Source organism: Streptomyces shenzhenensis (assembly GCF_021462265.1).
In the GTDB taxonomy this organism is placed as follows: Bacteria; Actinomycetota; Actinomycetes; order Streptomycetales; family Streptomycetaceae; genus Streptomyces; species Streptomyces shenzhenensis.
Window position 1 is genome coordinate 1 of sequence record NZ_JAJONF010000089.1, and the last position, 14023, is coordinate 14023.

11 protein-coding genes and 1 pseudogene are annotated in these 14023 nt (G+C 69.7%); 1 reads left to right on the forward strand and 11 read right to left on the reverse strand.

What is annotated here, in order from left to right; translation table 11 throughout:
• Positions 1-224: 224 nt before the first annotated feature.
• Positions 225-1481 (reverse strand): MFS transporter, encoded by a 1257-nt coding sequence (locus LQ326_RS45690; RefSeq protein WP_234545130.1) that lies wholly within the window; start codon positions 1479-1481, stop codon positions 225-227.
• Between the two features lie 28 nt (positions 1482-1509).
• On the opposite strand from LQ326_RS45690, the gene LQ326_RS45695 reads away from it, so the two are divergent.
• Positions 1510-2397, forward strand: coding sequence for a LysR family transcriptional regulator (locus LQ326_RS45695; RefSeq protein WP_234545131.1), 888 nt, complete (start codon positions 1510-1512; stop codon positions 2395-2397).
• A gap of 216 nt (positions 2398-2613) precedes the next feature.
• On the opposite strand, the pseudogene LQ326_RS45710 reads toward LQ326_RS45695, so the two are convergent.
• The 10 genes and pseudogenes from LQ326_RS45710 to LQ326_RS45755 all read right to left on the reverse strand — a co-directional run.
• Positions 2614-3202: pseudogene (locus LQ326_RS45710) on the reverse strand (winged helix-turn-helix domain-containing protein); the annotation flags it as partial.
• Positions 3203-3634: 432 nt separating this feature from the next.
• On the reverse strand, positions 3635-5530 hold the full coding sequence (locus LQ326_RS45715) for an ATP-binding cassette domain-containing protein (RefSeq protein WP_234545137.1): 1896 nt from the start codon (positions 5528-5530) through the stop codon (positions 3635-3637).
• Positions 5531-5609: 79 nt separating this feature from the next.
• Positions 5610-6500, reverse strand: coding sequence for a phosphotransferase (locus LQ326_RS45720; protein WP_234545132.1), 891 nt, complete (start codon positions 6498-6500; stop codon positions 5610-5612).
• Positions 6501-7063: 563 nt separating this feature from the next.
• Entirely contained in the window at positions 7064-8353 is a 1290-nt protein-coding gene (locus tag LQ326_RS45725; RefSeq protein ID WP_234545133.1) for an SAM-dependent methyltransferase, read from the reverse strand.
• Between the two features lie 41 nt (positions 8354-8394).
• Positions 8395-9759, reverse strand: a complete 1365-nt coding sequence (locus LQ326_RS45730; protein WP_234545134.1) for a cytochrome P450 family protein — start codon at positions 9757-9759, stop codon at positions 8395-8397.
• Entirely contained in the window at positions 9756-11081 is a 1326-nt protein-coding gene (locus tag LQ326_RS45735) for a cytochrome P450 (protein WP_234545135.1), read from the reverse strand. The genes LQ326_RS45730 and LQ326_RS45735 overlap by 4 nt, the downstream gene beginning before the upstream one ends.
• Positions 11078-11611 carry a GTP-binding protein gene (locus LQ326_RS45740; protein ID WP_234545138.1) on the reverse strand — a complete coding sequence of 178 codons (534 nt, stop codon included), beginning with the start codon at positions 11609-11611 and terminating at the stop codon, positions 11078-11080. Before LQ326_RS45740 ends, LQ326_RS45735 begins: the two co-directional genes overlap by 4 nt.
• 49 nt (positions 11612-11660) lie before the next feature.
• The gene (locus tag LQ326_RS45745) at positions 11661-12023 is read right to left on the reverse strand and encodes a DUF742 domain-containing protein (protein WP_181801416.1); all 363 of its coding nucleotides are present in this window, start codon (positions 12021-12023) and stop codon (positions 11661-11663) included.
• Positions 12020-12496: a roadblock/LC7 domain-containing protein gene (locus tag LQ326_RS45750; RefSeq protein WP_181801415.1), complete on the reverse strand. Its 477-nt coding sequence runs from the start codon at positions 12494-12496 to the stop codon at positions 12020-12022. Before LQ326_RS45750 ends, LQ326_RS45745 begins: the two co-directional genes overlap by 4 nt.
• Positions 12483-13778, reverse strand: a complete 1296-nt coding sequence (locus LQ326_RS45755) for an ATP-binding protein (protein ID WP_234545136.1) — start codon at positions 13776-13778, stop codon at positions 12483-12485. Before LQ326_RS45755 ends, LQ326_RS45750 begins: the two co-directional genes overlap by 14 nt.
• Positions 13779-14023: the final 245 nt, after the last annotated feature.

Here is a 14023-nt window from a genome sequence, read left to right on the forward strand (position 1 = left end):
TGGTGATCCGCCGACTGCCTTGTGGCCATCGACCGGAGGGGGGCGACTAGGGGTTCGCCGCCTTGTGCCGTCACCGTAGAACCGGTGGGCAAGGGGTCCATGCTCGTCAGCGTACGGCCGCTGTACCCACCGTGCACCGCGCGTCGAGCACGCGCAGCTCATGAGAGTGCGGGAGAGATGGATGGCCGGTGGGCATCCCGGAGACGAGGCCCTTCACCCCCTCGCTATGTTCTGGCTGCGAGCGCGGCTCCCAGTGCGGCCAGGGCTGCGGCGACCAGCGCGGTGACAGTCCAGCCGCCGTGTGCGAAGAGCAGTGCCCCTGCCGCGGAACCGAGCGAACCGGCCGCGAAGTACGCGGTCATGTAGAGGGTGTTGAGGCGGGCGCGTGCCTCGGGATGCTGGGTGAGGGCGTGGGTCTGATTGGCGACATTGCTCACGCGGGCACCGGAGTCCAGCAGCAGTGCCCCGCCGATGAGGGCACCGGCCGACAGGCCCCACACACCGGCGATGAGGAGGCCGAGAGCCATCGTCCCCGCGGCCGCCACCGCGAGACGCCGCCGCATGCGGCCGTCGAGGAACCGGCCGATGGCCAGTACCGTGGCGGTGCCGACGACGCCCACCAGGCCCAGCAGTCCGGCACTGGTGGTCGACCAGCGGTGCGCCGGGCCGGTCACGTACAGCGTCACCGCGGTCCAGAAGACGTTGAAGCCGGCGAATCCGGCAGCCGCGGTCAGCGCCGCCCGGCGCAACCCGCGCTGACCACGCAGGAGAGGAAGAAGCGAAGCCAGCAGGGCCCGGTAGCCCAGCCCGTGGCGCACAGGCGGCTCGGGCAACCCTCGCAGCGCAACGTGCACGAGCAGCGTCATCAGCGCCGACAGCACATACACCGAACGCCAGCCGAGGAGACCGTCGAGCGCCCCGGCGATGACCCGGGCACCGACGATGCCGCCGAAAAGGCCAGCCGTGATACGTGCCGTCGTGCGCCCCACCGCCTCGCGCGGCGCAAGCGACGCCGCGGCCGGCATCAGAATCTGTGCCAGCACGCTGGTTGCTCCCAGCAGCACTGATGCCACCACGAACAGCGCGTAGTCGGTGGCGGATGCCGCAAGCGCCAGGGCGAACAGCCTGCCGGCGTTCAGCCAGCGCATCAGCCGGTGCAGTCCCGTCCTTTCCAGGGCGGGCACCACCAGCAGCAGCCCGGCAGCGTAGCCGACCATGGTGATCATCGGCAGCAGTCCGGCGAGTGCGTCGGACACGCCGAAGGAGGCCGCCAGTGGCCGCAACAGCGGCTGCAGGTAGTAGACGTTGGCGACACTCACGCCGGCCGCGACCGACATCCACGTCACCTGCCCCTTGCTGAGCCCGGACGGGCCAAGGGTGTCCGCAAGCTTCGTCTTCGTCCCGTCGAGGCGCCTCGGCGCCTGTGTCACGTCTGCCATGCCTCTACAGTGGAGATAAACAAGCAAGAGGTCAAAGACCAATTTTCGATGCCATTAATAAATGAGGTTGATGATCGTGGAATTGAGGACCTTGCGGGTCTTCGTGGCCGTGGCCGAGGAGCAGAGCTTCACCCGCGCCGCCGAGCGGCTGTCGGTGGCACAGCCCGCTGTCAGCCACCAGATCCGCTCCCTGGAAAAAGAACTCGGCGAAGCGCTCTTCGAACGCAGCACCCGCAGCGTCCGACTCACCGAAGCCGGCCGAGTGCTGCTCCCCCTGGCCGCCCAGACCCTCGCCGACGCCGACCGAGTGACCGCCGAATTCGCCTCCCGCGCCGCCCTGGTCACCGGCACACTCGTCCTGGGCACCGTAGACGGGGCCGAGCACACCCCCCTGCCCGCACTCCTGAGCACCTTCCACCGCCAGTACCCGGGCGTCGCCGTGCAGCTCGTCGAAGGACGCAGCGCCGCACTCATCTCACGCGTCGAAGAAGGCGAACTGGACGCCGCCGTGGTGGCCCTGCCCCAGCAGCCCCTCGCCGAAGACCTGCGCAGCGTGGTCGTGCTCGATGACGAGATCGTGGCCGTCGTGTCGGCCGACTCTCCGCTGGCCGGCCGGGAGAACATGCCCATCGAGCTGTTGTCCGGCAAGACCCTGATCAGTTACGACCCCGACAGCGGACTACGGCCACGCCTGCAGTCCGCGTTCGACGCCGCCGGCATCAACTTCACCACCCAGTACGCAACCAACGACGGGGGCCTGCACGCCGCCCTGGTGGAAGCCGGAGTCGGCATCTCCCTCACCGTGAGCACCGACCGGGCCCTCACAGCAAACTCCCGGATCCGCACCGTCCCAATCAGCCCCTCACTCACCTACCGCAAAGCACTGATCTGGCGCGGCACCCCCCAGCCCACCCGGCCACTCCAAGCCCTCCTCGCCCTTGGCCCCACAACACCCTGACCACGTGCCCCACCGACGTGGGGGTGGTTCTGCCAGGCGGGCGCTTGCGGCGGTTGGATGTGCGGAGACGTCCATCCAACCGGGTGTCGTAGCCGAGCCTGTGCTGGTGCACAGAGTGACCGATCAGGAGGCGCAGAAGCTGCAGCTGATCGCGCATCGCGGAAGCACCAGTTCGGTGCCCCACCGGCGCGTGATGGTACTGCTGGCCGGGCCGGCGAGAACCGCGTCCCGGTGATTGCGGCGGGAGCGGCCGCGGACCCGGATGACGGGTATCTGTCCACGGCGGGCCCAGGTGCGGGCGATAGGCGGCGTCATCGAGAAGCCGGACTCGTCCTCGAAGACGATTCATGCGTCGAGCGCCGCCGCGGTGCTTCCACCCGCGGCCAGGTCTCCTTCACCCAGCCGGTGACGTTGTCTTCGTCGCGTTCGACGGCCCGTCTGGCCGACACCTGACAGGAGTACCCGTGTCGGACGAGCAGCTTGCACACCCCTTGCAGGGTGTAGCTCTTGTGGAAGCGGCGGCCGATCACGGTCTTGATCCTTCAGAGCCTCCACCGCTGATCCGCCCAGCCGTGCGCGACCGGCCCCTAGGCCAACTCCGCCTCCAGTTGGGCGAAGGTACCCTCGCTCAGCCTGGCAGACGAGGCCGAACCGGCCGACCGCGTTGCCCGCGGGCCGCCTTTGGTCCAGACCCGCCGCCACCGCTGGATGGACCGGACGCTGATCCGTAACTCCTTCGCGATCGCCGAAGCCTCGCGAACTGCCAGCGCTCGTCCGACAAACCGCCGCCCTGCGCATACCTCATGACAACGGCGTACCGCGAGGATCAAGCCCTGTCAGCAGCTACGACAACCCGAGTTCAACATCAGTAAACCGGAAGAGGGCGTCTCGCTGTAGGCGACGTACTCCCGGAGAGCGACGTGGCTGGCTGATCGTGGGACTCAGCCCTGGCCGCACTCTCGTCGCAACGAGACACGACCAGGGCGGGACACAGTGAGTGCGGACGCAAGACCGGATCGGGCCAGATGAACGCTTCCGTGCGCAGGGCGCGCAGTCCGCGTGGGATGAGCTCGGGGTCGTCATGGGTACGGCCGTGTACGCGATGCGGCTTGCTGCGGTCAACGGAACCTCGCAGCAAAGGCATTGCTCGTAGATGGGCCCCATACGTACTGGCGCCGGGGCACAGGGGGACGGGGGTGCCGCGCCCGCCGGATCTGGCACGGCACCCCCTCGGGTGTCAGCGACTTGTGGACAGGGCCAGGAGTTCCGCGAACAGGCCGTTTCCGTCGGCGAGTTCGTCGTAGGTACCCTGTTCGGCGATCCGGCCGTCCTTCATGACGAGGATCCGGTCGGCGATCTTGGTGTTGACCAGTTGGTGGGTCACCAGGACCGTGATGCAGTCGCTGGTGCGGGCCTTGATCTGCTGGAGGATGGTGTATTCGCCGCGTGCGTCCATCTCCGAGGTCGGCTCGTCCAGGAACAGCAGCCCCGCCCGGCGGTACAGCGCCCGGGCGCACGCCAGGCGCTGCCACTGCCCGCCGGAGAGTTCGCTGCCGCCCCAGAGCTCACGGGCCAGCAGCGTGTCCAGACCCGCCGGGAGATCCTGGACGGCTTCGGCGAGACCGACCGCCTCCAGCGCCTCCCACACCAGGTGGTCGTCTTCCTCGTGGGGCTGGCCGAGGGTGACGTTGTCCCGTACGGACAGCGGCCACTGCGCGAAGTGCTGCGGCACCAGTCCGGACATCGTCCACAGGCTGTCGGGGTCCAGGTCGGTGATGCTCTCGCCGTTCCAGTGGACCGTGCCCTTGTCGGCCAGGAAGATCCCGGCGAGCAGCCTCACCAGGGTCGACTTCCCGGAGCCGTTCTCCCCGACCAGGGCGAGGACCTCGCCCCGGCGCACGGTCAGCGACACACCGTCCACGGCCGCCTTCTCCTTGCCCGGATAGCGGTAGACGGCCTCCGCCACGGTCACCTCCTCCAGCGGCTCCTCGACGGTCAGCGGGCCTCGATGCGCGGCGTGTTCGGCGGCGTAGCAGAGGAAGGAGTCCGAGTCGGCGAGGTAGAGCGAGGTGTGGAACATCGCCGCGCCGTAGATGACCAGCTGGGACAGGGCGCCCAGCGTGGTCTGCACGGCGACGACCGCGGTCCCGGCGATCGCCGGCTCGATCCTCCCTGTGGAGACGAGCCAGGCCAGCGCGGCCCAGGTGGCCACGAGAAAGGCCCCGCTGACCGCGGAACTCGCCAGGTTGATCTTCAGCATCCTCGGCGCGGCGGCCAGGGTACGCGCGTCGATCCGCTCCGAGATGGCCCGGTACCAGAAGGTCAGGTAGCCGGTCATCGTATTGGCGCGGATCTCGTCGGTGAACTTGGCCGAGGTCGCCCAGACGCGCAGATTGGTCCGCACGTTACGGTCACCGACGTTGGCGTAGTGGGTCTCGTAGGTGACCCGGGCCTGCAGGACCGCGCCGACACCTGCGGGGACGACCGCGAGCAGCAGCAGGGGCAGCAGCAGCGGGTGCAGGACGGTCAGCACCCCGCTCGCGGTGACCAGGCGGATGGCGGCGGCGGTGAGCCGGGTGGCGTCCTGGATCATGACGTGGCTGCGGACCACCCCCATCTCCGCGGCTTCCTGCCGGTCGGCGCAGCCGTCCTCGGCACGGGCGGCGGCCTCGATCCCGCACACCGCCGCCACCAGGGCGCTGTCCGCCTCCGTCGTCAGCCGAGGCGTGATCCGTCCGTCCGCGTACGAGGACAGCGCACTCGCCGTCCGCCCCGTCATCGCGGCCAGCGCGATCACCACCAGGGCGGGCAGCGCGTGGTGGAGCCGGCTGGCGACCGCCCCGGCGCCGAAGACGGCCCGCATCGCGTGCGCGGTCGCCGTCAGCTGAACGGCGGAGCCGACGCCGATGGCCAGCTGGCAGCCCGCCAGCAACAGCACGGCGACCCGGTCGATCGCCCACGCCGTCTGCGCGGTCCGTGCCAGCACCGACGGCAGCCGCCGGACCAGTTGCACGAACCCCGTCTCTTCCAGCGGGTTCTTGCTGTACTTGCCGCCGTAGCGCAGCTGGGCGGGCGGAGGAGGCGGCACCCGGCCCGCTCCCACCGCGCCGCTCACCTGCTCCGGCCGGGACATGACGCTCACCGGCTCCCTCCTCGTTCACGGTCCGGGCAGTGGGCCTGATGGGCTGTGAAGCCGAACTGAAGTACGGGCATCACTCGCCCTCCTCGTCGTGCAGCCGGTTGAGCACGACTGCCCACCCGGCTGCGGCCACTTGGTCGCCAAGGGCGCGCGCCTCGGCCAGCCGGCGTGCGGCGGTGAGGGCCGTCAGGCAGCGCAGGGCGATCTGCTCGTCGTGGCCGGGAGTGCGGCCGTAGCCGGTGAAGAACGCAGTGCGCAGGCTGGGTTGGGCCGTCCAGGTCCCGCAGGCGAAGTGGACGAAGTCGAGGACCACGGGGGCGAACCGTGCCGACTCGAAGTCGTGCAGGGCCAGTTGCGCGTCGGCGGACCAGAGGAGACTTGAGCCCAAGGGACCACCGTGGATGTAGCCGAGAGGCAGCCGGCCGACGAAACGCAGCCGGTCGGCGAGGCCCATGACCCGCTTCTGTTCGTCCGCCGACAGGCAGTCGCCGACCGTACAGAGGCGCGCGGCCGCCTCGTCGGCCAGGCGGGACAGGACCGTCGGCGCATCGTGGTGCCCGCTGCCGGTGCCCCTTCCGGCCTGGTGCAGCTGGGCCAGGAGGAAACCGGCCCGCCAGTGGACCGTCCTGAGCGTGGACTCTGTCAGCCGTAGTTGGGCGACCGGGGTACCGGGCACGGCCGTCACGATCAGAGCCAGGTGTGCCGCGGAGGTGGCTAGCAGGCGTGGGGCCGCACCGGGGCCGAGGGCGGGCACGGCGTGCCGGTGGGCGAAGGTCTCCCGGGTGAAGGCGCCCGGCTCCAGGGCGATCTTGACCCGGAAGCGGGCACCGTCACCGGTGCGTACGACGTCCCACGCGTGGGCGAGCGGCGGGTCGGCCATGGCGCCGCGCAGCACGGCGAGCGGGCCCAGGGTCCGTTCCGCCCAGGCCATGACGGGTGCCGGTGGTGACTGCTGTGCGGTCATGCCCCCCCACCTCGGTGTCAGGCGTGGCGTATCCAGGGCGTACGCCGGGGGGCTGTCGGCCGCGGCCACCGTGTGGTTACGACGGACCGCCCGGACGGCCTCAGGGTGCGCGGCGACCGGGTGAGCAAGGAGAGGCACAGGGACGGGATTCATGGTTCCTCCGGGTGTTGGCCGAGCGACGACACGACGGGACGACAGCGGTACCGGGCCACGACTGTCCCGGCCACCGCCAAGTGCGCCATGTCTGAACTGCGTTGGGGATGACTGATGATGACCGGGACAACGACCCGACGGCCCGACTCGAACACGCGTGTTTGAGTCGGATCCCCAGCCGCGTGATTTCGGGGGTCGCGTCTCGCCGGCCGCTGTCCAGCACGCTTCCCGGGTCGCGCAACGTGGCCGAATCGCCGCGAGCGGATACGCAAGTGCCCCATGGGACTGGTGGGAAGTCCGCCTTGGTGCAAACCCGAAGCCCGCCCCGTCCGCGACGGGGAGCACGGACAGGACGGGCGGCATGTGGGTCTGGCGGATCAGTCGGCAGGCCGGCCTGGAAGGCGGCCAAGTTACGGTTTGACGGCGATGGCCGCGAACGCTGCTGACGCACCAGAGGGACAACCAGGAGACGGGACGCCGTGCCAGTGGGCGGTCTCCGCCAGCCCGGGGGCGAGTAGGTGCCATCCGTCGAAGAACCGGCCGATTTCATGAGGGCCGCGCAGGGCGATGGGACTGATCGACTCGGTGTACAGATCGCCGACCTCGTTCATCGGGCCTGGATGGAGTGCGGCGGTGGGGTGGGCGATGGAGAGGGCGCTGCCTGGGGCCAACCGACCGGTGAGAGCCGAGATGGCGGGATAGGCGAAGTGGTCGGGTAGTTCGTGCAGGACGTTGTGGGCAAGCACGGCAACCGGTCGGGACAGGTCCAGAGCGCCGAGCAGGTCCGGGTCGGTGAGGATGCTGTCGGGTTGGGCGAGATCAGCACGCACATGCGCCGTGCGGTGGGGGCGCGGGGCGGTGAGCAATGTGGCGGCATGGGCCATGACGATCGGATCGCGGTCTACGTAGGCCACGGCGATTCGGCTTCCGCGGGGCAGGGCTGCGGCGGCGGTCTCGTACAGCGTCGGGGAAGTGGGGAGCCCACATCCGAGATCGATGAACTGGGTGATGCCCAGTCGGCCGGCGGGCAGGGCCACCGTTCGGAGAGCGAACGCGTCGTTGATGGCCACGGCATCCCGGAGGAACGGGGCGACGGCGAGGAGTCGCTCGGTCAGTTCGCTGTCGACGCGGTAGTGGTCTTTGCCTCGTCGAAGACAGTCCTGGACCCTCGCCGAGCTGGGCTTCGCGGTCAACTGCCGCAGAGTGACCGGCCCGCCCAGAGCAGTCAGTGGGGCAGAGGGTCCGATGGTGCGGAGGACGGGCGCGCTTCGGCTCTCCCGAGCGGGCTCGGCGGCGTGCTGTGCCGCACGCCGGCGGTTGGCGGATGCGGCTTGTATGCGGCGGGGTTCGGTCCCGTGCCTCTGCTCCAGCCAGCGCAGCAGCTCCTGAGTCTGTCTGAGCAGCACCAGCAGGTGTTCGTACGCCAGATCCGGCCGCGGCTTCGAACCGGCACGGTCTTCGATGCGGTCGATCAGGGACCGGAGTTCTGCCTGCTTTTCTCCCCGGACGCTGTCGGCAAGGGGATGGGTGGTCGTGACGAGGCGCAGTGCGAGTGCTTCGAGGGATCTGAGGGTCGCTGCGACAGCCATGGGAGCGCTCGGGAGTCGGAGCGCGATGGTGTCCAGCTCCCGCCGCGCGTTGATCAACACCGTGGGCACGTCCGTGCCCGTCGTGGACGCGGCGGGAGTGGTGGTTGTCATGGGAGTGCTCCGTACGGTGCTGTGGAGGTGGAGGAACCAGGTCAGGCAGCGGGTGTCTCGGCGGTGTGTCCACGAGGTGGCGTTCGGTCGGGAGCCGCCGACGGTGTGACCTGGACCGTGAGGTGGTCAGGGCCCGTGGGTCTGGCCGGTGCGCCGTCGATGTGGACGGGGATCTGCTGGTGGCCGTTGGAGATGAACGAGGCGAGCGGACGCAGGTCCTCGGCCGCCGTGGCCAGGGTGAGACGGGGGTACCGGCCGAAGAGGGATTCGAGGGCGATGCGGGCTTCGAGGCGGGCGAGGCCGGCGCCGAGGCAGTAGTGCGCTCCCACGCCGAAGGACTGGTGGTTCTTGCGCGTGGGCCGGGTGACGTCGAAGCGGTCCGGGTCGGTGTGGACTCGGGCATCGCGGTTGGCGGCGGCGTAGTTGATGACGACCAGGTCGCCGGCGTCGAAGGTCAGACCCGTCTCGGCGTCGTGGATGTCGACGGTGGGGAAGCGGGGAAGGATGTTGGCGACCGGGGCCTGGTGGCGCAGGGTCTCGTCCACGACGTCGTCCATCGTGATGCTGACCGTCTCGGCGGCGACGAGGGCGAGCTGGTCGGGGTGGGCCATGAGGTTGACCGCGGCGTGGTCGATGAGGTTGACCGTGGTCTCGTGTCCGGCGCCTATGAGCAGCAGGAGGCTGTCGATGAGTTCCTGCTGGGACAGCCGGGTGTCGGTGGCGGAGTCGTGGGCCTTGATCAGGTCGGTGGTGACGTCGTCTCCGGGCATCTCGCGCTTGGCGGTGACCAGTTGGTCCAGGGCCTTGTAGAGCGCGAGGTTGCGGGCTTCGGCCTCGTCCTCGGTGAGGTCGGTGGCGAAAGCGCCGCCGATCAGCTCGCGAAAGGTGTCGTGGAGGTCGTCCGGAACGCCCAGGAGGTTGTTGACGACGCGCAGCGGCAGCACCCAGGCGAAGTACTCCCGCAGGTCCACGGGGCTACCGGTGCCGCCGTAGCGTTCGAGGTCGTCGAGGAGGGCGTGGGCGATGTCCTTGATGGCGGGGGCGAGCGCGCGGACACGGCGGATCTGGAAGCCGGTGCCGATCAGGCGGCGCAGACGCTTGTGCTCCGGTCCATGGGCGGTCAGGGCGTTGCGGACCTGGACCCACAGTCGGAGGGGCCACTTCTCCGGGATCTGCCCGTCGACGAAGGCGGGCCAGTGCTGGTGGGCGTCCTTGGAGACGCGGTCGTCGAGGAGGAGGCGCTCGATCAGGGCCGGGTCGGTGACCGACCATGCGGCGACGCCTCCGGGGAGTTCGATCCGGGCGGCCGGTCCGAGGGCGCGCAGCTGGCGGGCCTCGGCGTGGAGGTCGGAGCCCGCCGGGTCGATCGCGAACGGGCAGCTGGACGGTGGGAGCTGGGTGGTCATCGCGGTCCTCTGCTGGGGTTCCGGTTCGGGACGGTGGAGGTCGTCCGGGGGAAGGCGACGGGGAGATGCGTCCAGCCGCTCTGGAAGGTGCCGGGGCGGCGGACGAGTTGGGTGGGCTGGCAGGCGAGGGTGAGGTCGGGGATCCGGTCCAGGACGCGTTCGATGGCGGTCTCGGTGATGACGCGGGCGAGGTCGGGTGCCGGGCAGGCCCGGATGCCCGCGCTGAAGGCGAGGTGCGCCCGGTTGCCCGAGCGGCGGTCGGAGCCGGCGGCGAGGGCGGGGTCACTGTTGGCCGCGGCGAAGGACACCAGGATCGGGATACCGGGAAGCAGCCGGATTCCCTCGTAGATGTGTTCTTCACGCAGGTAGAGGGGGCAGTAGCTGGACACCGGCGGGTCGTCCCACAGGACTTGATCGAGGGCGTGGGAGATGGGCCGGACGCCGGTGTGCAGGTCACCGCTGAACCGGTCGTCGGTGATGAGCAGGAGCACGGCGTTGGCGATCAGGTTGGTGCACGGGGTGGTTCCGGCCCCGATCAGCAGGAGGATCTGCTGGATCATCTCCTCGTCCGACAGCTGGGCCTGGTGGGACACGAGCCAGGAGGTGACGTCGTAGCCGGGCCGGTGCCGTTTGAGCCTCGTGAGGGCCAGGCAGGCTTCTTCGAGCTCGGTGTTCACCCGGGCCGCGTCCTGGGTGGTGTCGAAGAGCCTGGCGATCGAGGTGACGATGGTCTGGCCGATGTCGGGCGGGCAGCCGAACATCTCGATCAGTACCTGCATGGGCAAGGGGTCGGCGAAGTCGGTCACCAGGTCGGGGTGTTCCTGGTCCATGAGGTGGTCGAGCAGACCGTCGGCGATGCGGGCCACGCTGGCGGTCAGGGCGTGGGTGTCGACCCAGGAAAGGCTGTCGGTGACCGCACTGCGCAGGCGTGCGTGGTCGTAGCCGTCCAGCCACAGCGCGTTCTTACGCGGTCGCATCATCATCAACGCTGGGGCGTCGGCGGGCACACGCCCCTCGCGCAGGGCCTGCCAGTGGTGGGGGTCCTTGAGGAAGATACTCGGGGTCTTGCGCAGCAGGTATAGGGCGGAGCGGTAGGTGGCGGTGATGTAGCCGTAGACCCCGTGGTCGATCTCGCACGGTGCTATGGGGCCCTGTGCCCGGAGCCGCTCGTACGTCTGGCGCGGGTCCGCGCTGAATTCGGGCCCGTGGATCGGTAGCGGCTGCTGCGGGACGGGCGCGGGCGGGTATCCCGCCGAGTTGTAGGGGCAGCCGCCAGCCGCAGGCGGCCAGTGGGGCGTGGGCCCGGGAGTCGGCATGGTCATCGGGTTCGCTCCGGCAACAGGGTGAGGAGGTAGGAGGCGAGGCTGATCAGGGCGTTCTTGGAGCTGGGGCGGTCGCGTGCGTCGAAGAACACGAGCGGGGTCTGCTCGGACAGGTCCATGGCGGCCCGCAGCTCCTCGGGGGTGTGCCGCGGGGCGTCGGGGAACTCGTTGACCGCGATGGCGTAGGCCAGCCCGAGCTCCTCCACCGCGCCGATGACGGGATAGCTCTGCGCGAGGTGGCGTGTGTCGACCAGCACCAGCGCACCGAGTGCGCCGTGGGCGAGGTGGCGCAGGATGGGGAAGAACCGTTGCTGCCCAGGAGCGCCGAAGAGGTAGAGAACAAGTTCAGGGCTGAGGGAGAGCCGGCCGAAGTCGAGGGCGACCGTGGTCGCGCTCTTGTCCGGGCGCCCCTCCAGGTCGTCGACCGGGACGCTGGCGGCGGTCATCACCTCCTCCGTCCGGAGGGGGCGGATCTCCGACATCGTGCCGATCAAAGTGGTCTTGCCCACGGAGAAGGCGCCCGCGACCATGATCTTCACGATGGTCTCGTCACCGCGCAGATGGGTCCCCTCGGCGGGGTTAGAGCTTGCGGAGCCCCTCAAGGACTGCCTCCAATACCTCTCGGTCGGCCGCCTGGACGGCGTAGAACTTGCCGTTGGTGGTGATGTGGCCGCGTTCCATCAGGTCGGCGAGCAGGACCCGCAGGACGCTGAGGGGAAGCACGAGATACGCCCCGATCTCGGCCACCGTCAGTGCTCCGGGCTGGCACAGCTCCAGCACGCGGCGCTGTTCCGGGGACAGTCCCGTGCGCTCCAGGCCGGGACCGGAGATGCGTACGGTGGTGACGAAGTCGAAGTGGTTGCGGCTCGGCTCGGAGCGTCCGCCCGTCACGACGTGCAGACCCACCAGCCCCGGCCCCCGGACACGCCGGGACGCGGTCATGACGCGGACGGTGCCGGTTGCCGCGGGGGAAGGCCGAGGTAGTCGCCGATGCGGTCGACGACTTTCTCCATCTGGTACGACACGGCCTCGACGTCCGCCTTCTGGCTCATGGCCACGGCCAGGTAGGTGCCCGCGCGGGCGGCGATGATGATGATGTACGCCTGCTCGTACTGGATCAGGGTCCGCTGCCACGGGCCGGCGGAGAAGGGCTCGTCTGCGCCGCTCCTCGGCTTGCTGGCGAACTCTGTCGACTCCTGGCTGACGGCCTGCAGTCCGGTGACGGCCGCGGCCACCCGCTCGGACATGGCCCGGGGGATGTCCTGGCTGCGGTCGATGTCCTTGGAGCACACGACCGGCAGTCCGTCGGCCGACAGCACCATGGCGCGCAGGACGCCCGGCTGGGCGAGGAGTTCCTCATCGAGCATCCAGCCCAGCCCGCTCAGCATGTCGAGCTTCTTGTTAACGGTCGTCATGGGTGTGGTTCCCTTCTTCGGGGAGATGAGAGCCCGGGTCTGAGCGGTGGCCGCCCTGGGCGCCGGCGCGCTCGACGCCGCGCAGGAAGGCACCCACGGCACGGCCGCCGTCACTCGGGGTCTGGGGCTCGTGAGCTGGGGAGGCGGCATGCCGCGGCCTGGCGCCCTGCCGGGTGCGTTGCGGAAGGCCGCTGTCGGCGCGTGTCGGATACTGCGGCGGGATGTCGGTCGCTGAGGCCGGCTCTGCCGGTGGCACCGGCGCGGGGGTGGTGACAGGCGGGTGCGTTCGTGCTTGCTCGGCGGCTTTCGGTACGTCTGCGAGGGGCACCAGCAGCTCCTGCGGAATGAACACCCAGGCCCGTACACCGCCGGTCGCGGATACCTGGTCGGCGCCCGCCCGGAAGCCGTAACGATCGGCGTACTGCCCGGCCGTCACGAACCCGAGCTGGGGCGGGTTACGCATCTGGGTGATCCAGATCCGCTGGCCACCGGCGAGCAGCAGGCCGGCGTTCGCGCGGTTCTCGGGCGTCATCCCGATGCCCGCGTCGTCGATGAACACGGTCACCCCGTTGGCTGCCGAGACGTACCAGACCTGGACCTTGGTGCCCGGCTCGGAGTGGCGGGCCGCGTTGTCGAGCAGTTCGGCCAGGCTCAGCACGATGGGCTCCACCGCCCGGCTGGTCACGGCGAAGGGGGCCTCGCCGGTGATCTCGATACGGTCGTAGTCGCGGATTCGCGAGACGCCACCGCGCACCACATCTATCAGGGGTGCGGGGGCGCGCTGGCGCCCGGGCCAGGAGCCGATGAGCACGCTGAAGGCCTGAAGGCGCCGCGCCAGCTGGTTGCCACCGTGGGAGATCTCGATCGCGTCCGCGAGCACTCTCGGGTCGTGGTGACGCTCGACCATGACCTCCACCGCGCCCTGCAGCTCGTTCACGAGCGGCTGGATAGCGCGGATGAAGGTGCCCAGAGTCGTGCGGGTCACGTTCTCCGCACGGTCGGCGGACTGGACCGTCGTCTCGTGCACCGTGCGCAGGACTTCCGCCAGAGCCCGGCCGAACTCGCTCTTGCTGACTTCCGGGTGGAGCGAGGGCGGGGCCGCTGCCTGCTGGCCGCTCAGCACGGTGTGGATCAGGTGGGGCACCTGCTGCTGAGCGAGATGCCGCACCTCGTCGTCACGGGCTTCGACCGCCTCCCGCTCCATCCGCAAGGACGTCTCCAGGCTGGCGACGCGACGCTTTCCGTCGAGCGACGCGGCACGAAAGCGCACGGCCGTGGCCACGGCCGCGAGCACAGCAAGAGCCAACAGCCAAAGGACCGGATCCAATACGCGCGAGGTCATCAAATCCCCGAAGTAGAAAGAAAGGTTGGCGATGGGGAGGCATCGGAACCGATGCCACGCAGTGCCGGATAAATGGCGCACTTACGATTCAGTCGGACGGCCTGAAACCGACGGCTAGAAACTGATCTTTCCGACGATCCGGGCAAGGCTCGTCACGGCCTCCGAGACGCTGGGCGCGATCGAGG